Annotated in this window: 22 protein-coding genes; 19 read left to right on the top strand and 3 right to left on the bottom strand. The window is 52.7% G+C overall.

Features of this window, described 5'->3' with window-relative positions; translation table 11 throughout:
- The first annotated feature begins 12 nt into the window (after positions 1-12).
- The 6 genes from CIK87_RS00460 to cls all read left to right on the top strand — a co-directional run bounded on the left by CIK87_RS00460 (position 13) and on the right by cls (position 9,558).
- Positions 13-1,737, top strand: a complete 1,725-nt coding sequence (locus CIK87_RS00460) for an acyl-CoA dehydrogenase family protein (RefSeq protein ID WP_094384539.1) — start codon at positions 13-15, stop codon at positions 1,735-1,737.
- 189 nt (positions 1,738-1,926) lie between these two features.
- Complete coding sequence (locus CIK87_RS00470) at positions 1,927-3,600, top strand: family 20 glycosylhydrolase (RefSeq protein ID WP_254046477.1); 1,674 nt, start codon at positions 1,927-1,929, stop codon at positions 3,598-3,600.
- Between the two features lie 16 nt (positions 3,601-3,616).
- Positions 3,617-4,117, top strand: a complete 501-nt coding sequence (locus CIK87_RS14595; protein WP_254046484.1) for a family 20 glycosylhydrolase — start codon at positions 3,617-3,619, stop codon at positions 4,115-4,117.
- 321 nt (positions 4,118-4,438) lie between these two features.
- The gene (gene dnaG, locus CIK87_RS00475) at positions 4,439-6,418 is read left to right on the top strand and encodes a DNA primase (RefSeq protein ID WP_094384701.1); all 1,980 of its coding nucleotides are present in this window, start codon (positions 4,439-4,441) and stop codon (positions 6,416-6,418) included.
- 6 nt (positions 6,419-6,424) lie between these two features.
- A complete protein-coding gene (locus CIK87_RS00480; protein ID WP_144008046.1) occupies positions 6,425-8,137 on the top strand; it encodes a hypothetical protein in 1,713 nt (570 codons plus the stop codon).
- Positions 8,134-9,558: a cardiolipin synthase gene (gene cls / locus CIK87_RS00485; protein WP_094384543.1), complete on the top strand. Its 1,425-nt coding sequence runs from the start codon at positions 8,134-8,136 to the stop codon at positions 9,556-9,558. Before CIK87_RS00480 ends, cls begins: the two co-directional genes overlap by 4 nt.
- 18 nt (positions 9,559-9,576) lie before the next feature.
- Here cls and CIK87_RS00490 read toward each other — a convergent pair whose 3' ends face one another.
- Complete coding sequence (locus CIK87_RS00490) at positions 9,577-10,893, bottom strand: ATP-binding protein (RefSeq protein ID WP_094384545.1); 1,317 nt, start codon at positions 10,891-10,893, stop codon at positions 9,577-9,579.
- Positions 10,894-11,369: 476 nt separating this feature from the next.
- On the opposite strand from CIK87_RS00490, the gene CIK87_RS00495 reads away from it, so the two are divergent.
- The 13 genes from CIK87_RS00495 to tatC all read left to right on the top strand — a co-directional run bounded on the left by CIK87_RS00495 (position 11,370) and on the right by tatC (position 21,084).
- Positions 11,370-11,750 (top strand): desulfoferrodoxin, encoded by a 381-nt coding sequence (locus CIK87_RS00495; RefSeq protein ID WP_094384547.1) that lies wholly within the window; start codon positions 11,370-11,372, stop codon positions 11,748-11,750.
- A gap of 77 nt (positions 11,751-11,827) precedes the next feature.
- Positions 11,828-12,310, top strand: a complete 483-nt coding sequence (locus CIK87_RS00500) for a hypothetical protein (RefSeq protein WP_022311257.1) — start codon at positions 11,828-11,830, stop codon at positions 12,308-12,310.
- A 4-nt stretch (positions 12,311-12,314) separates the two neighbouring features.
- Positions 12,315-13,106, top strand: coding sequence for a DUF3822 family protein (locus CIK87_RS00505; protein ID WP_158216165.1), 792 nt, complete (start codon positions 12,315-12,317; stop codon positions 13,104-13,106).
- Entirely contained in the window at positions 13,103-13,633 is a 531-nt protein-coding gene (gene rsmD / locus CIK87_RS00510) for a 16S rRNA (guanine(966)-N(2))-methyltransferase RsmD (RefSeq protein ID WP_094384551.1), read from the top strand. Before CIK87_RS00505 ends, rsmD begins: the two co-directional genes overlap by 4 nt.
- Before the next feature lie 361 nt (positions 13,634-13,994).
- The gene (locus CIK87_RS00515) at positions 13,995-15,434 is read left to right on the top strand and encodes an ATP-dependent RecD-like DNA helicase (protein WP_094384553.1); all 1,440 of its coding nucleotides are present in this window, start codon (positions 13,995-13,997) and stop codon (positions 15,432-15,434) included.
- A 576-nt stretch (positions 15,435-16,010) separates the two neighbouring features.
- Positions 16,011-16,421, top strand: coding sequence for a hypothetical protein (locus CIK87_RS00525; RefSeq protein WP_144008047.1), 411 nt, complete (start codon positions 16,011-16,013; stop codon positions 16,419-16,421).
- A gap of 18 nt (positions 16,422-16,439) precedes the next feature.
- Complete coding sequence (locus tag CIK87_RS00530; protein ID WP_094384557.1) at positions 16,440-17,021, top strand: hypothetical protein; 582 nt, start codon at positions 16,440-16,442, stop codon at positions 17,019-17,021.
- A gap of 303 nt (positions 17,022-17,324) precedes the next feature.
- Positions 17,325-17,558 (top strand): hypothetical protein, encoded by a 234-nt coding sequence (locus CIK87_RS00535; RefSeq protein WP_144008048.1) that lies wholly within the window; start codon positions 17,325-17,327, stop codon positions 17,556-17,558.
- Positions 17,559-17,562: 4 nt separating this feature from the next.
- Positions 17,563-18,765: a radical SAM peptide maturase, CXXX-repeat target family gene (locus tag CIK87_RS00540; protein WP_094384561.1), complete on the top strand. Its 1,203-nt coding sequence runs from the start codon at positions 17,563-17,565 to the stop codon at positions 18,763-18,765.
- A complete protein-coding gene (locus CIK87_RS00545; RefSeq protein WP_094384563.1) occupies positions 18,762-19,712 on the top strand; it encodes a CXXX repeat peptide maturase in 951 nt (316 codons plus the stop codon). Before CIK87_RS00540 ends, CIK87_RS00545 begins: the two co-directional genes overlap by 4 nt.
- A gap of 35 nt (positions 19,713-19,747) precedes the next feature.
- Positions 19,748-20,032: a CXXX repeat peptide modification system protein gene (locus CIK87_RS00550; RefSeq protein ID WP_094384565.1), complete on the top strand. Its 285-nt coding sequence runs from the start codon at positions 19,748-19,750 to the stop codon at positions 20,030-20,032.
- Positions 20,025-20,288 (top strand): twin-arginine translocase TatA/TatE family subunit, encoded by a 264-nt coding sequence (locus CIK87_RS00555; RefSeq protein WP_094384567.1) that lies wholly within the window; start codon positions 20,025-20,027, stop codon positions 20,286-20,288. Before CIK87_RS00550 ends, CIK87_RS00555 begins: the two co-directional genes overlap by 8 nt.
- Positions 20,278-21,084, top strand: a complete 807-nt coding sequence (gene tatC / locus CIK87_RS00560; protein ID WP_094384569.1) for a twin-arginine translocase subunit TatC — start codon at positions 20,278-20,280, stop codon at positions 21,082-21,084. Before CIK87_RS00555 ends, tatC begins: the two co-directional genes overlap by 11 nt.
- Before the next feature lie 193 nt (positions 21,085-21,277).
- On the opposite strand, the gene CIK87_RS00565 is transcribed toward tatC, so the two are convergent.
- Positions 21,278-22,951 carry an AMP-binding protein gene (locus CIK87_RS00565; RefSeq protein ID WP_094384571.1) on the bottom strand — a complete coding sequence of 558 codons (1,674 nt, stop codon included), beginning with the start codon at positions 22,949-22,951 and terminating at the stop codon, positions 21,278-21,280.
- 33 nt (positions 22,952-22,984) lie between these two features.
- Complete coding sequence (locus CIK87_RS00570) at positions 22,985-23,539, bottom strand: helix-turn-helix domain-containing protein (protein WP_094384573.1); 555 nt, start codon at positions 23,537-23,539, stop codon at positions 22,985-22,987.
- Between the last annotated feature and the right edge of the window lie 23 nt (positions 23,540-23,562).

Raw genomic sequence — 23,562 nt, forward strand, 5'->3', positions numbered from 1 at the left:
TAATATAAGACTATGGCTAATTATTATACAGACCATCCAGAGATCGCGTTCCACCTGAACCATCCTCTGATGAAGCGCATCGTTGAGCTCAAGGAGCGCGACTATGCAGACAAAGACCAGTTTGCTGACGCCCCCGTCAACTACGAGGACGCCATCGAGAACTACAAGCGCATCCTGGATATCACCGGTGATGTGGCTGCTAACATTATCGAGCCTAACTCTGAGGATGTAGACCTTGAGGGTCCACACCTCGTTGACGGTCGCATGGTGTATGCCAGCAAGACCTTCGAGAACCTCGACGCTACACGCAAGGCCGGACTCTGGGGCATCTCTATGCCTCGTCGCTACAACGGTCTGAACATCCCTAACGTGGTGTTCTCTATGTTGTCAGAGGTTATCTCTGCTGCCGATGCCGGCTTCCAGAACGTATGGAGCCTCCAGAGCTGTATCGACACTCTCTATGAGTTCGGTTCAGAGGAGCAGCGCCAGAAGTATATTCCCCGTATCGCTGCCGGCGAGACCATGTCTATGGACCTCACCGAGCCCGATGCCGGTTCAGACCTCCAGCGCGTGATGCTCAAGGCCACTCAGGACGAGGACGGCACATGGCGCCTGAACGGTGTGAAGCGTTTCATCACCAATGGTGACTCTGATATCCACCTCGTGCTGGCCCGCTCGGAAGAGGGAACCAAGGACGGTCGTGGTCTGTCTATGTTCATCTACGACAAGCGCAATGGTGGTGTCACCGTACGTCATATCGAGCACAAGCTGGGTATCCACGGTTCACCTACCTGTGAGCTCGTGTACAAGAATGCCAAGGCTGAGCTCTGCGGCAGCACCCGTATGGGTCTTATCAAGTATGTGATGGCGCTGATGAACGGTGCCCGTCTCGGTATCGCCGCCCAGTCGGTAGGTGTAGAGCAGGAGGCTTACAACGAGGGTCTCGCCTACGCCAAGGAGCGTGCCCAGTTCGGTCAAAAGATTGTCAACTTCCCCGCCGTATATGACATGCTGTCACGCATGAAGGCCAAGCTCGATGCCGGTCGTTCGCTGCTCTATCAGACAGCACGCTATGTAGACATCTACAAGGCTCTCGAAGACATCGCCCGTGAGCGCAAGCTCACCGCCGAGGAGCGTGCAGAGATGAAGAAGTACACCCGTCTGGCCGACGCGTTCACTCCCGTTGCCAAGGGTATGAACTCCGAGTATGCCAACCAGAACGCCTACGATGCCATCAGCATCCACGGTGGTTCGGGCTTCATCATGGAGTACAAGTGCCAGCGCCTGTTCCGCGACGCCCGTATCTTCTCTATCTATGAGGGTACCACCCAGCTGCAGGTTGTGGCTGCTATCCGCTATATCACCAACGGCACCTACCTCGCCATCATGAAGGAGATGCTCGAGGCTGAGGTATGCGACTGCATGAAGCCTCTGCAGGCTCGTGTAGCCAAGATGGTAGAGCAGTATGAGGCTGCCATCAATGCCGTGAAGGACGCACAGAACCAGGAGGTTCACGACTTCCTCGGTCGTCGTCTCTACGACATGACTGCAGAAATCATCATGTCACTCCTTATCATCGAGGACGCCAGCCGCGCTCCCGAACTCTTCAAGAAGAGTGCCCACGTATATGTGCGCATGGCCGAAGAGAACGTACAGGGCAAGGCTGCTTACATCCAGAACTTCAAAGCAGAGGACCTCGCAGCCTTCCGCGCTGTCGAGACCGAAACAGCAGAGTAATCGGGTTATACATATTAAGTATAGAGGGCGTCACTCCTGTCATGGGAGTGGCGCCCTCGCCCTTTCTATACACCTTATTATATATATAGCAGCAGAGAAACCCTCCCGAAACCTTTGCATATGTCAATATCTTTTATTAATATTGCAGTAGGTTAATCAACGGATGCTACTAATCAAACCCAATAACAAATGAAACGAATCTTATTGATGTCAGCCGCAGCAATGGTGTCGGCGGCACTGTCGGCGCAGACGGTCAAGACGATGAGCGACTTGAAGCCGGAACAGAAGTCGATGGCTATAAGCCTGAAATTCACCGGCAGACTATCGGCCGAGCCAAAGGGAGACTATCGCCAGATGCGCGACCTGTGTTTCCAAGTGCGTACAATCGACCTTGGCGATGCCCAAAGCACCGAGATTCCCAAGAACGCTTTCCACTCGCGCCACCAACTTCAAAATATCATCCTGCCCAAGGCGTTGAAAACCATCGGAACCCAGGCTTTCTTCGCCTGCGACAAACTGCAGGCTGTCACCATTCCCGCTTCGGTAGATACCATTGGCGCTGCCGCCTTCTCGGGATGCAAGAGCTTGACGGAACTGACCATCGAGGGTGCGCCAGTGATAGGAGAGTATGCTTTCGCGCGTCTGTCGGGACTGACGACGGTGAGGGTAAACTCAATGACGCCGCCCAAGGCTTCGGTGTCTTCTTTCTACGGCATCGCGCCGGGCAGCGTGAGTCTTGTGGTGCCCAAGGGCAGCGAGAAGGCTTATATGAAGGCGGCTGGCTGGAGCCGTTTCTATGCCGAGCCGAGGCTTGCCAGCGAGGTAAGTGACCCTCGGCAGTGTCTCATCCCCATGCCGCAGGAGCTGAGTGTCAAGAAGGGGGCGAAGACCTTCAATGTGCATACAGCATGGCACATCGTGGTGACAGCTGCTGATGACAATGCAAATGCTCTGGACAATGAGAAAGAGCGGGCTCGCGAGATGCTCAGCAACCGTATTGGCAATATAGTGAACAGCCGTCAGCGCGGTGTACGGCTCGTGCTCGGTATCGACCCTACACTTGCCGATGACGAGGCTTACACCATGGTCGTCGACTCTAAGGGCGTGTGCATCAAGGGTAAGACTCCCCGCGGTGTGTTCTGGGGACTGATGACTCTCGACCAGGTTCTGCGCGGCTCGGGCAACAAGGAATGTGTTGACGCCATCCCGCAACTTACCATCAAAGATACGCCCCGTACTCACGTACGCGAGTTGATGGTAGACCCTGCCCGTACGTTCATACCTATAGACGAGCTCAAGGCGTTTGTCCCCGAGATGGCCCGCTATAAGCTCAATGCCATCCACCTGCATTTGGTCGACGACCAGGCTTGGCGCATCGAGATTAAAAAATATCCCCAGCTCACCGAGCAGGCTTCCATGCGCTGGGGACAGGACGACTTGCTGATGCCCTACAAGGGCTATTACACCCAGGAGCAGTTGCGCGACTTGGTGGAGTATGCTGCCAAGTATCATGTGGAGATTATACCCGAAATCGAGATGCCTGGCCATGAGGTGGCTGCCATCAGCGTGTTCCCCGAACTTACTTGCCATCAGCGTCAGGTTCCTATCCGCACCACTTGCGGTGTGTCCAACGAGCTGCTGTGCCCCGGCAATGCCTTCACCTATGAGTTTCTGGGCAATGTATTCCAGGAAATAGCCAACATCTTCCCCTCCAAGTATATCCATCTCGGCGGCGACGAGGCTGGCAACCCCGCCCTCGACTGCTGGACCGACTGCCCCAAGTGTCAGGCTCTGAAGAGACAGCTCGGCATTACCACCATCGACCGTTCGGAAAAACTGGAAACTGCAGGGCTACCTGTTTGACCGTATCATCGGGCTTCTGCGCGATACCTACAACAAGACTCCCATGTTCTGGTACGAGACCGACTTCAAGAAGATTCAGCCTAGATGTGTCACCTTTGCCTGGCGAGACGGACTCACCGACAAGGCCCTTGAAGCCGCTGTGAATAACAACGCACGCATAATGCTTTGCCCGGGCGAGCACTGCTACTTCGACTATCCCATGGCCAAAGGCGATATGCCAGAGGTAAACTGGGGTATGCCCGTTACATCGCTCGAGGCTACTTACTCTATTGACCCGTCGTGGGGCAGAGACCAGAGCTTCGAGGACAACAACCTCTTTGGTGTTGCTGGAACGCTGTGGAGTGAGTGCATCACTTCGCCCGAACGTATCTACTATCAGGCTTATCCGCGCGCGATTGCTCTCGCCGAGGCAGGATGGACACGCAACAAGCCTTCTTATGGCAACTTCCTCGTGCGTCTGAAACCTACCGCAAAGGATATGATGAGGCGTGGCGTTACTTACTCACTCGAATACTAATGGCATTACTGTCAGGATAAATCTCTTCACTCTAAACAGCAAAGGGCTGATACTCCTCGCGAGGTATCAGCCCTTTGTGGTTGCCTTTGTTTGGGTTATAAGAGCCATAGCCATAAGCCAAGACTGCCTGTTTACAGACAGCATAATTATCATATCCCCTATACCTTATTATATATATATGCCCCTGCCTGCCTGCGGTCATGGCTGGGACGGCGGCCGTCATTGCACTTTTTTCTCACATTATTGATGGAAAGTTGTCCGATGTCGCAAAAAAAGAGTATATTTGCATCAGATAGACAAGTATGACCCATGAGCAGCTCACTGATAGACAGACAGACCGTAGAGAAGATTAAAGATGCGTGCAATATCGTTGATGTAGTTTCCGAATTTGTTACCCTCCACAAGAGTGGGGCCAACTACAAGGGTCTCTGTCCCTTCCACAATGAGCGCACTCCCTCCTTCTTCGTTTCTCCTGCCCGTGGCACTTGCCACTGCTTTGGCTGCGGCAAGGGCGGCAACTCCGTGACCTTTATCATGGAGCATGAACAGATGACCTATCCCGAAGCTCTGCGCTGGCTTGCAGCCAAGTATCACATCAAGATACAGGAACGCGAGATGACCGACGAGGAACGCAAGCAGCAGAGCGAGCGTGAGTCGATGTTCATCGTCAACGAGTGGGTCGCCAAATACTTCGAGAGCCAGCTCCAGACTGATGGCGAGGGCACTGCCTATGGTCTGGCTTACTTCCGCAGCCGTGGTTTCCGTGACGACATCATCGCCAAGTTCCGTCTGGGCTACGACCTGCAAGACCGCTTTGCGCTCGCCCGTCGTGCCAAGAGCGAAGGCTATCAGGCAGAGTTTCTCCTCAAGACCGGCATCTGCTACAAGACCGACCGTGGCGACCTCATCGACCGATACGCCGGCAGAGTCGTTTTCCCGTGGATTGGACTCAGCGGCAAGGTCGTCGGCTTTACCGCCCGTGTGCTCGACCAGCGTACCAAGGGCGTTGAGAAGAAGTATGTCAACTCGCCCGACTCCGAGGTTTACCACAAAGCCAGTCTGCTCTACGGCATCTACCAGGCCAAGAAGGCCATCGCCAAGCTCGACCGCGTCTATCTCGTCGAGGGTCAGGCCGACGTCATCTCCATGTACCAGGCCGGCATCGAGAACGTGGTCGCCGGTTCGGGCACCGCCCTCAGCTTTGCCCAGATACACATGCTGCACCGTCTCACCTCCAATATCACTCTCATCTATGATGACGACGAAGCCGGACTCCATGCCGCCCTCAAGGGCACCGACATGCTGCTCTCCGAGGGTATGAACCTCAAGGTGCTGCTGCTGCCCGACGGCGAAGACCCCGACAGCTTCGCCCGCAAGCATACGGCTGAAGAGCTCAAGCAGTATATCGAGCAGCACGAGACAGACTTCATCCAGTTCAAGACCAACCTGCTGCTCAAGGATGTCACCGACCCCATTAAGCGCACCGAAGCCATCAACTCTATCGTGAAGAGCATCTCGCTCGTGACCAACCCCATACTCCGCGACACCTACGTGCAGAGCTGCGTGGCGCGCACCGGTGTGGCTGAGGCTACCCTTATCAACACCATGAACCGCTTCATCCGCGAGCAGAAGGAGAGCAAAAACTCTGAAGCCCGCCGTGAGCAGGAAGCGCCTCAGGTGGTCACCCCCACCAATGTGATGGCTGCCCCCGCGTCGTCGGTCTCTCCGCAGGAGAAGGTAGAGCGTATGCTTGCCCAGATGATTGTGCGCGATGGCAGCAAGGTGGCTTTCCGCAATATCCCTGCCGCCGGCGATGCCACCATCGACCTCACCGTGGCGCAGTACATCTACTATGATTTGCAGGCCGACCATCTCGCGCTGTCCAATCCCCTCTACGCCCGCATCCTCGACGACGCCTTCCGGCATAGCGCCGACGAGGGCTTCGACTCCCTCCAATACTTTGTCCACCACTCCGACATTGACATCTGCAAGGTGGCTGCCGAGCTGAGTGTCGACCAGCTGCAGCTCATCAAGAACGAAGAGCCCAAGAAAAAGCTCACCGCTGACGAGGTCAAGGCTCTGCAGCTCGAGGCCGAAGAGCGGCTCCGCGTCGATACCGTCCATCTGCTGCTCGACTTCCGCATGGACTATACCGAGCGTCGCCTGAAGCAGCTTGGCGACGAAATCAATGCGGCGGTCAGCGACCCAGCCCGTATGACCAGCCTGCTCAAGGAGTATGCTGACATACAGAAAGTGCGCAATGCCTATGCACAGAAATTAGGCAATAACGTCATCAGATAAACGCCTATGAGTTACGGTTTTCTTGTCTTTATTCTCTTGGCTTCTATCGTTGGTGCCGTAGTGAGATACTATTATCAGAAATACATTGGTTCCAAGTTGGAGATGTTCAAGCTCGAGAACATCAATGCCCAGACCAATCTCGAGGTGGTCAGCGACACCCTGCGCAAGATGATTTGCACCTACGCCTGGACCAAGGAGGGCGAGTCCAATGTCTGTCATTTCGACTACCAGGGTGCCCACTTCAGTATCGAACTTACCGACAATGACCCTTTCACCCAACTCTCATTATATTACATCCATCTCGTGTCGTTGGAAGACATCAACGTCGTCCGCGCGGTATGCAACAAGTATTCCTCCACCAAGAACCCGTTCAAGGTGGTCTATTCCGTCAATCAGGAACACCACGGTGCCGCTATCCACATCATCTGTAGTCTTCTTCTCAATGAGGTCAACGCCCATGAATTGCTGACGAAGGTCATGGCGCAGATGTTTGAGATGAGGCGGTTGGTCGTGGCCGAAATCGAGAGCGAGACCCAGAAGGCTCGCAGTGTCGATTGCGCCGATTATGAAGTTGCCACAGTCGAGTGGGGTGGAGAGTTGGAACTGCTCCACGAACTCGAGATAGACCGCCAGCCTGCCGTCTTCAGTCACCACGAGGCTGCCGCCCATCCCGTCATCACCCCTCGTGCGCTCCTTGCCACCATGTTTGGCATCACCGACAGCCATATCGACTCGCTTTCCGCCTGGACCAACGACGAAACCCACATCCACATGGGCGAGGACGACGATATTGCCAACTTCCCCCTCTCCGCGTTGCTTATTGCCGATGGCAAGTTCATCCACAGTTGGGTTGGCGTCGAACTTACCTATCATGACGACAGTGGCGATGGCGTCAGTCACAATCTTGGCATCCATCTGGATTCCGAGATGACTACCCCGTCGGTACTCTATTACCGCGTGACCCTCACGCTGATGCCTGTGTTCGTCCCGCCGGTAGCAAGCCCCGTCCTGCTACCCAAACCAGGCGACTGCCATACGTTTGTGGCCGGCTATGAGCTTGTACCCACGAAGCAGCAGACCGACGCCATCAACTACCAGTGGCACGAAGCCCGCGAGAAGTTCAAGTCTGGCGGCGAGAGCCAGCTCACCGCTACCCAGCGGGTGCTTGCCCATTGCGAGCAGCCCGACCTGGCCCAGTATATCTACCTGGGGCGCCAGCGTTATCTCGAACGCCGCTTCTTTGATGCCCTCTCCCCGCTCGGTGCAGCCTATGAGCGTTACGCCGCCCGCTACGACCAGATGGGCGCCGACGAGCGTCGCAGCTATTATGAGGTGTGCTATCTCCTTGGCAGTTGCTATTATCATCTGCGCCGTTTCGAGATAGCCCATTTCTATCTCTTCCAGACCCTTTCCATCAACAACCTGATATACACCATGCAGTATGTCAACTGTATGGTGAGCATGGGCAACTGTGATGCCTTGCGCTTCATCGACTCCTCGTTTGCCAATCTGAAGCGCTCGATGGACATGGGCAGCCTCAACAGCAACTGTCTCAACTTCTATTACTTCCTCCAGCGCCGCAAGGTTGAGTTTCTGCTCAACGCCCACCGCGTCGACGAGGCCGAGCAGTTGTTGCGCACCATGCTCGACGGCAATCCCAACAGCGACTTTGCCATCGAGCGACTCGCCGAGATACAGAAAGAAAAAGAGAAACTATGACATCGATTATCCTGTGGACGTTGCTTGCCATCGACATTGTTCTGGTGATAATGGCGCTGGTCAAGGTGTTGCTCGAAGAGCTGCAGCCCTTCAAGGCAATGTTCTGGGTGATGACCATCATCTTCGTGCCCATTCTGGGATTGGTGCTTTTCTTCTTTTTCGGCAAGAACCTCCACAAGAAGCGACTCCTCAGCGACCGCACCCATATGCTCATCGCCGAGCGCATCTATGAGGGATTTACCGCCCAGGACGACCTCGTCATCCCAGCCCGCCATGAGCGCGTCATCAACTTCTTTGCCCGCCTTACCCTGGCGTTTCCCTTCAAGAACAATCGCATTGAGATACTCTCCGAGGGCTCCGATTTCTTTCTCAACCTCCTTCACGACATCGGTCAGGCCCAGAGCCATATCCATCTCATTACCTATATCTTCACCGACGATGCCCTGGGCCGTCTCGTTGCCGATGCCCTCATCGACAAGGCCCGCGAGGGTGTCGAAGTGCGCGTCATCTACGACGATGTGGGCAGTTGGGAGACCAGCAACCGTTTCTTCGAGCGTTTGCGTGGTGCCGGTGTCGATGTTGTGTCTTTCATGCCCGTGCGTTTCCCTGCCTTTACCGGCAAGGTCAACTACCGCAACCACCGCAAGATATGCGTCGTCGACGGCAAGGTGGGCTATATCGGCGGCATGAACCTCGCGCTGCGCTATGCCAAGGGCGGTCGTGGCCGCGACTGGTGCGATACCCACCTCCGCGTTTGTGGTGCCGTCGTTTCTTCACTCCAGCGCTCCTTTATCGATGACTGGTATCTCGTAGACCATTCCATTCTGCGCGACGACAAGTACTATCCAGCCCCCACTGTCGAGCCCAACGACTGTCTGGCACAGGTCGTGCTGAGCAGTCCGCTTCTTCCCTGGAACGGACTGATGCAGGGCTATGTCAGCCTCATCTACGAGGCGCGCAAGTATGTCTACATTGAGACGCCCTATTTCATCCCGCCCCAGCCCGTGCTTATGGCGCTCACCACCAAGGCCCTCGCCGGCGTCGATGTCTGCGTGATGCTGCCCGAGCATGCCGACCGCTGGTTTGTCGAGCACGCCGCCCGCTCCTACATTGACCGTGCCCACGATGCCGGAGTCAAGTTCTACCTCTACCAGCCTGGCATCAACCATTCCAAGTTGCTCATCATCGACGATATGGTCTGCTCCTGTGGCTCCACCAATATCGATTTCCGTAGTTTTGAGAACAATTGCGAGTCCAATCTTTTCATCTACGACACCGAGATGGCGCTCCGCATGAAGCATCTGTTCCTTGGCGACCTCGCCCATTGCAGTCCCCTGGACGAGAACTACCTTTTCCAGCACCACACCATCCATCAGCGCCTCGCCGACGGCGTAGTGCGTATGTTCTCGCCACTGATGTAGACCCCGTCGTTGCGGTAATCACCGGCAGATGTTGCCTATAGCGTAAAGCGGATAGATGAGGATGTCGTCAAATTCGCCGAAGTTCTCCAGGGATGTACGGATGCCTTTGTCCAGTTGCTTGGCATCCATGAAGATGCGCATGCTCTGCATCGTGCCACGTACTCCGGCTTTTACTTCTATCGGATATATTCTTCCTTTGCGTGAGACTACGTAGTCCACCTCTGCATTGGAGTTCTTTTTCTCCCTGTGCCAGCAATAGAGATTGTCATTCAGGTATGGCGGGCGGCTCTTCACCAGTTCGTCGCCTACAAATACCTCTGCCAGAGCCCCTCGGTTTACGAGTTTGATGTCGTCTGAGACGAGTATGTCCGTCAAGTCGAGTTCGAGAGTCCGTTGCAGCAACCCCGTATCCATAAAGATATATCTTTTGTATTTTTCTTTGGCTTCAGCATACAGCGGCACACCGTTGCTGTCGGTGTGTACCACTGTATAGATGAGTCCCGCCATGCAGAGCATGTCCAACGCTTCCTTCACTACGGGGGTGCGATAGTCGCTGCCCACTTGTGTATATACAAATTTGCCTTGTCCCTGCAGGGCTACCGACCGCAGTACGTCTCTCAGCATGTTGACGGGAATCTTCTCGTGATATTTCTTGAAATCATCCTGATACGAAATCATCAGTTCGCTCAATATCTGCTGACATTTCAGCATGCTTCCAGTCTCCACATAACGGGCCACACACTCGGGCATGCCACCGATGACGAGAAATACCCTAAGGTATTCCAGCGCCTTGGCATGGATGAGCTCGGGTAATGGGTCTTCCGGCGTAGCCTGGACCACCATGTCGGCGAGCGTGCGTTTGTCGAGCGCCCATAAGAACTCCTGGAAACTGAACGAATACATAAACAGCGAGCGTATTCGTCCTACTCCGAATGATGGCAGGTCTCTCAGCGCAAACTCCAACAGCGAACCGGCGGCGATGACATGGAGCAGAGGCATCTTCTCATAGAAGTATCTCAGCCTGTTGATAGCGGCAGGACACGCTTGTATTTCATCGAAAAACAGCAGCGTGTTGCCCTCTTCGATGGGAGTGTCCAGTATCACAGACAGTTGCTGGCAGATTTGCTGCGGACTATATCCCTTTTCAAAGAGGGTATGCAAATCCTGCCTATCGTTCAGGTCTATCTCCACATAATGCTTGAACCGCTCGCCCAGATGGCGCACGGCAGAAGTCTTGCCCACTTGGCGCACGCCGCGCAGCAGTAGCGGCTTGTGATTTTCGCTTTCGCCCCATTTCTTCAGTTCTCCGTCGATGGCTCTTTCCAAGTATTTCATCTTCTCGTCTTTTTTTGTTTTCGTGATGACTGTTTGCGCGCAGACCTTGACTGTCAGTATGGTACAAATGGTTGTCTCTGCGCCAATCTTTTGCAAAGATAGTGCAAGCCGAACGCCATAAGCTCGCTTAATGGCTGAGGTGCCGCCTATCTTATGCAAAGATACGAACTTTTGCAGAAATAGGCACCTTAAAATCATACTTTTTTGCAAAAATAGGCATCATAGAAATGGAATTTTTTGTAAAAATAGGCACCTTAGAAACCGTGTTTTTTGCAAAAATAGGCACCTAAGGGCGATTTTTCATGCCCTTGGCGATGGTTTTGATGGCCTTTGCGACCGCCGTGGTTTGCTTTGGACGCGCGGAGATGGCTCTTGAAAGTATAATAATCGTTAAAGTTAAGCGGCATAAGTGCCATTCTATCCGAAATAGCCGTAACTTAGCCTTGTTATTCACCATTCTAAAGAAAGGATAAGATATGATGACAATCAGACAAGTAGCCCGTTGCCCCATTTGCGGCAACATTGTAGAAGTATTGCATGCCGGCGCCGGCACGCTCGTGTGCTGCGGACAGCCCATGCAGCTGCTCGAAGCCAACACCACCGATGCCGCCCAGGAGAAGCATGTGCCCGTAATCGAGCGCGTCGACGGCGGTTACCGCGTCACCGTGGGCAGCGTCGAGCATCCCATGACCCCCGAGCACTACATCCAGTGGATAGAGCTGCTCACCGACGAGGGCGTATTGCGACGCGAACTCACGCCGACCGATCGTCCCGTCGCCCTCTTCCAGACCACTGCCCACGTTACCGGAGCCCGCGAATACTGCAATCTGCATGGCCTCTGGGCAGCAAAAATGTAAGTTTTGTGCCTTGCACATATCATTTATTGGCGCCACACACCCCTTAATCGGAGTTTTTTGTCTAACTTTGCATTCGTATGAATATCAAGAGAGGCAGCAACTTGCTTTTGGGCGGATGCGTGGCGCTGCTTGTGGTGCTATGCTGGCTCAGTATCAGTGCGCCGATGCGTTTCGACGCCCAACGCCACCAGCGTGAGCAGGCCGTGATAGGCTGCCTGCTCCAGATACGCGCAGCCCAGGAAGCCTATCATACCGTCCACGGCACCTACGCACCATCTGTCGACTCGCTTGTCGGCGCCCGGCTGCTCACGCCCACTGCCGCCGTCATCCCCCACAGCGGCGGCCGTAAGTTTGAGATACGCACGGCGGTGGCCACCGGTGCCTCGGGAGCAGCCGTCAGCCTCATGGAGTGTGGAGCCACCTACGACGACTACCTCCAGGGGCTCGATCCACAAGAGATAGAGCGCCTCACGCGCGAAGCCAATGACAACGGCAAATTTGCCGGACTGAAAATAGGAGACCTCACAACACCTGACAACAATGCTGGAAACTGGGAATGAAACAATGAAGCAACCGCGGATGACACTCCGCATCAGCGACACGTCGCTCGCCTTTGCCATAGCCGACAAGACGGCAGTCAAGGGCGTGGCTTACGAGACCTATACCGTTAGGAGCGGCATCTCGATAGCAGCTAACCTGCGCGAGGCGTTCCGCCAGTCCCAACTGCTCTCTCACCCTACGGGCAGAGCGCAGGTAATGCTGTCGGCACCCACCATGATTGTACCTGTAGAGGAGTTCGACGAGGCCAAGGCCGAGACCCTCTATCGCTACAGCTTTGCCGCCCAAGCCAATACGGAGGTAATCTGCAGCGTGCTGCCCCAGCTCAATGCCGTCGCCATCATGGCCATCAACCGCGACCTCAAGGCGGTCATCGACGACCATTATGCCGACGTCATCTACATGCCTGTCGAGCAACCTGTGTGGAGCTATATGCACCGTCGCGCCGAGACCCATCTCTGCCGCCGCCTTTATGCCTACTTCCATGATGACTGTGTGAGCATTTTCGCCTTCGACAAGCACCGTTTCCGCTTCTGCAACACCTACTCTGCCACCCGCGCGCAGGACAGCGTATACTATATGCTCTACGTGTGGCAGCAGTTGCAGATGGATGCCGACAAGGACGAGCTCTACATCGCGGGCGCCCCTGTCGATAGCGACGAGATGATGACCTCTCTGCACCGTTATCTGCGCAAGGCTTACACCATGAGCCCCTCGGCAGAGTTCAACCGTGCACCTATCACCGAAATCAAGGGCATTGCGCTCGATGTAGTTACACTTTATATGCGAGGAAGATGAGAATTATCACAGGAATATATAAGGGACGCCACTTCGATATACCACGTTCGTTCAAGGCGCGACCCACTACAGACTTTGCCAAGGAGAATATCTTCAATGTGCTCAATGGATATATAGACCTCGACGGCGCCATGGCGCTCGACCTCTTTGCCGGCACGGGCAGCATATCGCTCGAGATGCTGTCGCGAGGCTGCTCCCAGGTGGTCAGCGTCGAGGCCGACCGCGACCATGCCAACTTCATCCGCCAGTGCATGACCAAGCTGGGCACCGATGCCAACGTGCTCATCCGCGGCGATGTGTTCAGGTTTATCAAGAGTTGCTGCCAGCAGTTCGACTTCATCTTTGCCGACCCGCCCTATGCCCTTGACAACATCGACACCATCCCCGACCTCATCTTCGAGCACAATCTGCTCAAGCCCGACGGCATCCTCGTCGTTGAGCATGGCAAGGCCAACAATTTTGTGTGCCATCCGCGCTATCTGGAGCATAGAGTCTACGGCAGCGTCAACTTCTCCATCTTCAGATAGTCCCTTCAGACCTCACACCATCCTATATACAAGGAGCACCACCATCACGGGTAGTGCTCCTTTTTGCTTGGCTGCCGCCGCTGTTTTTCACGCTGCTTTGGCCGTTGTTCCAAGTGGCTGTAGACCAATGGCTCGGCGGCGTCGTGACCATCGCTGTCGGCTCGTAACGGAAGAAACGAGGGCTCGTGCCAATTGATACGTGGGCTCGTTTCTTATGTCACGAGCCCACGTGCCTTATGTCACGAGCCAGCCACGACCCTCTCCACGGCGCCGGGAGTGGCTGCGAGTTTTGCCGCCCTGACCAAAAAACTTGCATCCCTTGGTCGGCGTCTCGCCTAAAATGATTACTTTTGTCATCACTATGACTATCGACGAATTTATCTCACGCGTGGAGCAGCAGATGGGCTTCAGCCCCACCGCCGACCAGCATCGGGCTGTCACAGAGATAGCCCGCTTTCTCGCTTTCCGTCACGACCATGCCGTGATGGTGATGCGCGGTTCGGCGGGTACGGGCAAGACCACCCTCACCGCTGCCCTGGTGCGCACGCTCGCCAGTCTCCGGCAGAAGATGGTGCTCCTGGCACCCACCGGGCGAGCCGCCAAGGTGCTGTCTCACTACAGCGGCATGGCAGCCTTCACCATCCACCGCAAGATATACCGCGAGCGCTCCGTGGCAGCGGGGGGCGGCGTCTTCAATCTCAACGACAATCTCCATGCCGATACCCTCTTCGTGGTCGATGAGGCTTCGATGATAGCCAACGAGGGCTTGGGCGAGAGCGTCTTTGGCACGGGCTGTCTGCTCGACGACCTTATCACCTATGTCTATGGCGGGCGCAACTGCCGGCTCATGCTCATCGGCGACACCCCCCAGCTCCCGCCTGTGGGCGAGGAAGAGTCTCCGGCGCTCGCTGCCGAGGTGCTCCAGGGCTATGGACTCTCGGTCTTCCAAGCCGACCTCGACGAGGTGGTAAGACAGGCTGGAGAGAGCGGAATACTCTACAACGCCACCATGATACGCACCATGATTACCCACGACGCCATGACCCAGTTGCCGCGCATACGTCTGCAGGGTTTTGCCGATGTCAGCGTGGTGCCTGGCAACGAACTCATCGAGGCGCTCAGCCAGAGCTACCACCACGTGGGCGTCGACGACACCATCGTCGTGACCCGCTCCAACAAGACGGCGCGTATCTACAATCTCGGCATACGCTCCACCATCCTCGACCGTGGCGACGACCTGCTCTCCTCGGGCGACAGGCTCATGATAGTCAAGAACCATTATCTCCCGCCTGCCTCTGTCCAGGGCGAAGACCGTCCGCCATTTGCCTTCATTGCCAATGGCGACTGCTGTCGCGTGGTCAAGGTGCGTCGTCAGCGCGAGATGCACGGTCTCAACTTCGCCGACGTGTGGCTCCATTTCCCCGACTACGACAACTATGAGTACCAGTCTACCGTAGTCCTCGACAGCCTCTCTACCGATGCGCCTGCGCTCACCCGCGAGCAGAGCGACCAGCTCTATCAGCGCGTGCTCGACGACTATGCCGACCTGCCCCGCAAGGCCGACCGCATGGCCGCCATGCGCCAGGACCCTTACTTCACCGCTCTGCAAATCAAGTTTGCCTACGCCGTGACCTGCCACAAGGCCCAGGGCGGACAGTGGGCTCATGTCTACATCGACCAGGGATATATGACCGACGACATGCTTACTCCCGATTATATCCACTGGCTCTATACCGCCTTCACCCGAGCCCGTGAGCGCCTCTTCCTCGTCAACTGGCGCGAGGGGCAGATAGAGGGTTAGCGCCACGGGCGTGGGCACGGCTGCAGCCTATTTGCGGTCCTTCTCTCTGATTTCCACTCTTCTTATCTTGCCACTGTTCTGCGCTGTTATTCATTGCTTGTAAAACAAAAAAATAGTGGTGGTGGTAAAAAATATTGTTTTTTTCTTGGTAAATAATTGTAAAAGGCCTATCTTTGCCGTGTCATATCCATGCTGAAAGCCCACGTGGGCAGAGGGTGGGTAAGACACACATATTGTAAAAGGCGTTTTTGTACGCTTTGGTTTTGACGCTATAAGAATCTCGCAAATTCCAAGACAAGTCATAAACAAAGCAACCAGAACGTCTCATGAGGTGTATAGTATACATACCTCAATTGTCTTCGAATGCTTTAACATTCGTTGATGTTGTGGGTGATTTATATACTTGCATCGGCGTGGGGCTTTCAGCGTTGCTCGTTTCGACTTGTCGGGCAATGCGAGAGCCTTTATAGCGTGGAACGAGTGACAGAAGTGGCTCCGCGCTTTTTTAGTATGTGTAATAACCTAATAATAAATTATAATTTTAGGAGCCGGATTATTCTCTAAACATCAATGAGTATGAATAAAGATGCAAAGAAAATGGAGGCTCAAGAGGCAGCCAAAGTTATTGTACAGCAATTAGAAGAGGCAATAACAAAAACAAAGGGCTGGCATCCACAAGTTTATATTGGCAAAACCCAAGATGCAGAAAAGAGAGAGAAAGAGCATTTAGAAGAGAACCCTCCATTATTATATTTTGCTATTTTAGCAGAAGGTTCATCTCAAAAGATTAACCAACTTGAAAAGTTATGTATTGAAGCATTAAGCAGATCTAACAAGTTGCAGGTGTTAAATAAAAATGGAGGCGGAGGTGGAAACCCTCTAGCTGATATATTGTATGTAGCTTTTTCAGAACTTGTGCCTGGTGACGATTTTGGCGAATATATTGATATTTTAATTGACAACAATACATTTCCTATACAATTATAACAAATAAAGTATAAAACTATGAAATTGGCTATAAAAACTTTTAAGATAATTACCGCCATTTCTTTATTATTATGTTCAAATCCTGGAGCTCTTTTTGCGCAAAAATCAGACGCTTTCTTCGTTGGGGACATATGGAGCAATTGGCATTATTATGGTTTACTTATTTCTGATCCAAGAGGTTGGGAAGTGAGTAACGGTTGGGTTTATGTTTTCGCAAAAGAGCCTTATGATTTTTATTATCGTTTTAAACCAACGGAATTGGGATTAAAAAAACTCAGCTATAAGGAATGGAATACATTGAAGAAAGAAGGTGGATGGATAACGGGATATTGCACATTTGAGTATTTTATTACAGATGAACACCCAACTATGAAAAGTTGTCTTAAAAAATATGGATATCCATGTGCTAAGCAAAAACTGGATTCGTACAAGCAAAGACCTTCGGTGCGAAAAAGTGAATTTGTAGAAACTAGAGTACGATATTCAAGTGCCAGCAAAATATCGTGTGTAAATTTCTTCTTTGATGATGGGTCGGCATATGCTATCTCTGTTGATTGGAAAATATCCAAAGATGGTTTCATAACAGTTAATGTTTATTAAGTAATTGTTACTATAGATTTATGGATAAAAATAATATTCAAAACAGGCGCTCATTCCTTAAGAATGCAGCGAAAATAGTTTTGCCTATTCTTGGTTGTATTGTCCTTCCACAAAGCATTAACGCAATGGGTATGTTGGACAAAGTAACACCAGGGAGTTGTAATGCCGCATGTACTGGGCTTTGTGTAAATAGCTGTTCGGCACTATGCGAAAACAACTGTGAAGGAGGGTGTAAACGTGGATGCAGCGAAGCCTGTACTACAAAGTGTTCGGGAGCATGCACACGTGCGTGTGCTAATGGTTGTGGCAGTAATTGTACAGGAGAATGTATTGTCGGTTGCAAAGAAGCATGTGATGGGTCCTGTAAACAAACCTGTAGCCTTTCATGCTCTGGTAATTGTTCTTTCGGTTGCCAAGGTACTTGTTCGTCAAGTTGCCGAGGACAATGTTCTTATTACTGTACCAGTTCATGTAAAGGAGGGTGTGACAGTATGTGTGGTGGGAGTTGCAGTGGTACCATGTCTTTGTTCTAAATAAAGATATGATTTACAAGAGCAATAACGCCTGGCAATCTGGCATGGCGAAAACCATCACATTCATCGTTACTAAGGATTGCCAGTTAGCTTGTAAGTACTGCTACCTTGTTGGCAAGAACTCTAAGGAGCGAATGTCATGGGAGGTAGCAAAGGCTGCTATTGATTACATACTGGACCACGAGGCCGACATGCCCGAGGAGAGTGTGGTATGGGATTTTATAGGTGGCGAGCCTTTCTTGGAGATTGACCTGATAGACCATATTTGCGACTATCTGAAGAAGGAGATGTTTGCCAGAAACCACCATTGGTTCAATTCCTATAGATTTTCGTTCTCTACCAATGGTATCAATTATGGCACGGATAAGGTGCAGCAGTTTATAAAGAAGAACCGCGACCACCTGTCTATTGGCATTACCATAGATGGCACCAAGCAGAAGCATGACCTTAACCGTATCTGGAAAACCAAGGATATGGAGCGGGGAGTAATGCCCACGCCTGAGGAAGAAAAAGGGTCGTATGACGACGTGGTGAAAAACATCCCCCTGTGGCTCTCACAGTTTCCCCATGCGGGTACTAAGGTAACCATCAGTAGTGCCGATCTGCCTTATATCAAGGACAGCGTGCTTCATCTTTATAGTCTTGGCATACATGAGGTAAATATCAACTGCGTATTTGAGGATGTATGGAATGAGGGCGATGACGAGGTTTTCGAGCAGCAACTAATGTCGTTGGCTGATGCCATCATTGATGGCAAGTATTATAGGGACTATGCCTGCTCTTTCTTCAGTGAGCATTTGGGAAAGCCCATGGACTGTGAACTGCAAAACGGTAACTGGTGTGGCGCTGGCAAAATGCTGGCTATTGATGCCCTGGGCAACTTTTATCCCTGTACACGCTTCGCCCAATATTCTCTACGCAACAAGAAGGCTTGGATAATAGGTAATATTCATGACGGAATAAACAGAAATCGCCTGCGTCCTTTCCTAACCCTTGATAGATGCACTCAATCTACTCAGCAATGTATAGACTGCGAAGTTGCAGAAGGCTGCGCATGGTGCCAGGGCGAGAACTATGATGCTGCCGATACTCCCACTATCTATCAGCGGGCTACTGCTATATGCAAGATGCACAAAGCAAGGGTGAGGGCTAATAATTATTATTGGAATAAGCTATACCGTAAATTGGAGAAGGAGGGCGAAACACTATGATTCAATACTTTATAATTCTGCTCGATGATACGTCGGTTTCGTTCTGCCACTATGCCAACAGGCGGACTTCTCCGAAGCTGATGCCCATTGACACTTTGCGTATGGCTGTTCTCTATGCCATGAAGCAAAATCTGAATGTCCAGTTGGTCTATCCATCTTATACTTTGCCAAAGGAGTATGATGAGGTTATAGACACTATAGACCATGTTTGTATCAAACCTGCCACTTTGGCAGAAGACGCAGATGTGGTTGTTTTTGACAGCATCAATGAGGCAAGTCAGTTTAACGCTTATAAACGTGATGATACTTCTTACGTCATTCGTACGACCCATCAGTCGCTCTTTGCAGAGGCGGGAGATATAGCAGCACTGTTGCCCAAGTTGTCGCGCCTTAATCTGGTAATAACTGATGTCGACACTTTTACCGATACCGACTTCAATACCTATACCGACGTGCTCAGTATGCTGTCGAAAACCGTTGAGGATATCTATGTAGGAGGTTCTACCGTCCAGTTTAATGTGCTTACAGACCGTATGATGCTTGATCAAATGAACAATTGTGGTGCAGGCGAAACCTCTGTGACCTTGGCTCCTGATGGACGGTTCTATATCTGCCCAGCGTTCTATTATGACGAGGATGGAAGCGCCGTTGGTGATTTGTCAACAGGTCTTAACATTCTTAACCGGCAACTCTATCAGCTGGACCATGCGCCCCTGTGCCGTCGTTGCGATGCCTATCAATGTCGTCGCTGTATATGGCTCAACCATAAGATCACACTTGAGGTTAACACGCCGAGCCATGAGCAGTGTGTTATAGCCCATATAGAGCGCAATGCCAGTAAGAAACTTTTGGACAATATACGCCGACATGGAGAATTCTTGCCAGACAAGGAAACGATAAAGAAGATAGACTATCTCGACCCGTTTGATGTGAGAAAAGAGTTGTAATAGAAATAACTAAAGAAAACAAATAGATTATGACAATGAAGAAGCTAATAGGTAATGTCACGCCCGAAGAGAAAGAAGAGATACTGCATCTCTATGAGCGTCGCAATGGACTTAACGAACTGGCTAAGATAGTAACGGCCGACAACGACGAACTCTATGAGAAACTTGTGAAGGACCTCGGAGAAACCGGTTCACGTTTCCAGACTTGGTGGGACCGTATGGCTTCCAAGTATGAATGGGAAGGCATCGAAGGCGGTCATTGGGAGATTAATTTTGATACATGTGAGATATTTTTAGTTGGAGGAAACGACGATGTGTAGTCAGCTATTATTTATTGGAACATCCGAGTTGTTGCTCATAGCAGCTTTGGCTTTACTACTCTTTGGCGGCAAGAAACTTCCGGAGTTGATGCGTGGGCTGGGCCAGGGAATAAGGTCATTCAAAGAAGGTATGAAGGATGTCTCGGACGAGGCTTCACGTTCCGCGGACGATAAGGAACAGCAGACCTACAATGAACAGTCGGCCCAGAACGAGGCCAATACAGCCGATATTGCCAAGCCAGAACATGAGCAATAAGAATAATGAGATGATGACATTCGGAGAGCACCTTGAGGTGTTGCGCAGGATGCTCTTCCGTGTCATCGCTGTTGTTGCTGTGCTGACCATAGCCATTTTCTGCGTTAAGGATACCACCTTTCGGCTGTTGCTTGCACCCAGTAGCAACGACTTTACGACATATCAGTGGATAGAAGAACTGGCAGGTAGAATGGGGATGGACTTCCATTTTGCGCCATTCCACATTACCCTTATCAATACTGAATTGGCAAGTCAGTTTGTTGTGCATATGTCCACCTCTTTATATATAGCCTTGCTGTTGGCCTCGCCCTATGTCATGGTCGAACTCTACCGTTTTGTTGCGCCGGCTTTGTATGAGAACGAAAAACGCTATTCGGCTGCCGTCACGGTGGCTGTTTTTGTTCTCTTTGGCGTGGGTGTTCTGATGAGCTATTTTATACTTTTCCCATTTGCCTTGCGGTTCCTGGGAACATATCAGGTGGCAGCCGAGGTCATCAATCAGATTAATCTTTCCTCGTATATCTCCACCTTTGTAACGCTTACGCTGTTGATGGGTCTGGTGTTTCAAATACCGGTCATCTCATTCTTTTTAGCCAAACTGGGCGTGCTGACAGCTGGTTTCATGAGACGCTATCGCAGGCATGCGCTCATAGCCATTGCTATAGTAGCTGCCATCATCACTCCGCCCGACCTATTTACCTGCTGTCTTGTTATGCTGCCAATGTATGGCCTCTACGAACTGAGTATTGGTATCGTAGCTGTTGTTAACCATACACGCAGCAAGCATAATCAATGACAGTTGTACACCCCATGTACATGTGTGGCTCAAGTTTTCCTATTGATACCATTGAGGGTGTTACACATTCTTAGGGGATAGACGGTATATCTACCAATGCGCCTTTACCCGAGCCCGTGAGCGTCTCTTCCTCGTCAACTGGCGCGACGGCCAGATAGAGGGTTAGCGCCACGGGCGCGGGCACGGCTGCTGCCTACTTGCGGTCCTTCTCTCTGATTTCCACTCTTCTTATCTTGCCTGAGATGGTCTTGGGCAGCTCGTCTACAAACTCGATGATGCGCGGGTACTTGTATGGCGCGGTCTCGCGCTTCACGTGCTGCTGCAGTTCCTTGACGAGGGCGTCGCCCGCCTTGTCCTTCCAGTCGCGCGCCAGCACCACGGTGGCCTTGACCACCATGCCTCTCACCTCGTCGGGCACTCCGGTGATGGCACACTCCACCACAGCCTCGTGGGTCATCAGTGCGCTCTCTACCTCGAAGGGCCCAATGCGGTAGCCACTCGACTTGATGACATCGTCTATGCGGCCTTCAAACCAGTAGTAGCCGTTATCGTCGCGCCATGCCATGTCGCCGGTGTGGTAGAGTCCGTCGTGCCACACCTGGTGGGTCATCTCCTCGTCGCGATAGTAGCACTTGAAGAGTCCATAGGGCTTGTGATCGCCCACCTTGATACAGATTTCTCCCTTCTCTCCGTCCTCACATTCCGAGCCGTCGGCCTTGAGCAGACGGATGTCGTATTGCGGGTTGGGCTTGCCCATGCTGCCAGGCTTGGGTGTGTTCCAGGGGAAGGTGCCGAGGGTCATGGTGGTCTCGGTCTGCCCGAAACCCTCCATCATGCGTATGCCGGTGAGCTCATAGAACTTCTGGAACACTGCAGGTTCGAGCGCCTCGCCCGCGGTGGTACAGTACTTGAGCGAGGAGAGGTCGTAGCGCGTGAAGTCTTCCTGTATCATGAAGCGGTAGATGGTGGGCGGCGCGCAGAACGAGGTGATACGGTATTTCTCTATCTGCCTCATGATTTTCTCGGCAGTGAACTTCTCGTGGTCGTAGACGAAGACCGTGGCGCCGGCAAACCACTGGCCGTAGAGCTTGCCCCACACGGCCTTGCCCCAGCCTGTATCTGCCACGGTGAGGTGTATGCTGTCTGCGTTGAGGTTGTGCCAGAACACACCTGTGGCCAGGTGGCCCAAGGCGTAAAGGTGGTCGTGGGCCACCATCTTGGGCTCGCCGCTGGTGCCGCTGGTAAAGTAGATGAGCAGCGTGTCGTCGTTGGTGTTGACATGCTCTGGGCGCACAAAGGCAGGCGCTTTGTCCCACTCTTCGTTCCAGCAGTGGAAGTCTGTGGGCACGGCTTTGCCCAGTTCGGTGTCAGAGTTTACGGCGACGAGCACCTCGACCGTGGGGCTCTCGGCGAGCGAGGCATGTACCTGCGCGGTCACGTAGTCATCGTTCACGCAGACGATGGCCTTGATGCTTGCCCGGTTGTTGCGATACACGATGTCGTGGGCGGTAAGCATGTGGGTGGCGGGTATGGCCACGGCTCCTATCTTGCTCAGCGCCAGCATGGCGAGCCACCACTGGTAGTGGCGCTTGAGTATCAGCATCACCATGTCGCCCCTTCCTATGCCCAGGCTCTGCAGATAACACGCTGCCTGGTCGGTCTGCTCCTTGAGCTGGGCAAAGGTAAATCGTTTCTCTTCACCCCGCTCGCTGGTCCAGAGCAGCGCCAGCTTGTCGGGAGCCTCTTCGGCCCATGCGTCCATTACGTCGTAAGCAAAGTTGAAGTCCTCTTTGGCCTTGAACTTCAAGTGCTCCTTAAAGTCTTCCTCTGAAGTGAATGTGGTCTGTGCTAAGAATCTTTCTATCATAATCGTAGCGTTGTTGTTATCCTGGGTGAAAACTTAAAAGATGATGGCGAGAAATCTTACCTTGCTCTCGCCCAGCGTGCGCATGCCGTGGGGCTGTGTCGAGTCGAAGATGATGCTGTCGCCCTCGTGCAGCGTGAGCGTCTTCTTGCCGATGGTGAGCTCCATGTCGCCCTCGAGCACCATGTTGAACTCCTGCCCGGCGTGGGTGTTGGTCTCGATGGGTGTGTCGGCGGGCTTTGGCTCCACGGTGACGATGAATGGGTCGGCCTTTCTGCCTCTGAACCCACTTGCCAATGACTCGTACTGGTAGGCTTTGCGTCTCTCTACGCTCAGTCCTTTGCCTTTGCGGGTGAGGAAGTATGAACTCATGTGCGGTTCTTCACCAAACATGAGCACGTCGAGTGGTATATCATACTTCAAGGCTATCTTCTGCAGATTGCTCACATGCAGCTCGCTCTCGGCGTTCTCCATGGCGAGATATTCGACAGTCGTGATGCCGCAGGTGTTGGCCATTTCCTCTACCGTGATGTCGAGCACGTCTCTCAGCCCTTTCAGGCGTTCACTGATTTGCTTGATTGCTTCGTCCATATTTGTCTTGTTGCTTTGGTTGA

The organism is Prevotella sp. P5-64 (assembly GCF_002251285.1).
GTDB lineage: Bacteria > Bacteroidota > Bacteroidia > Bacteroidales > Bacteroidaceae > Prevotella.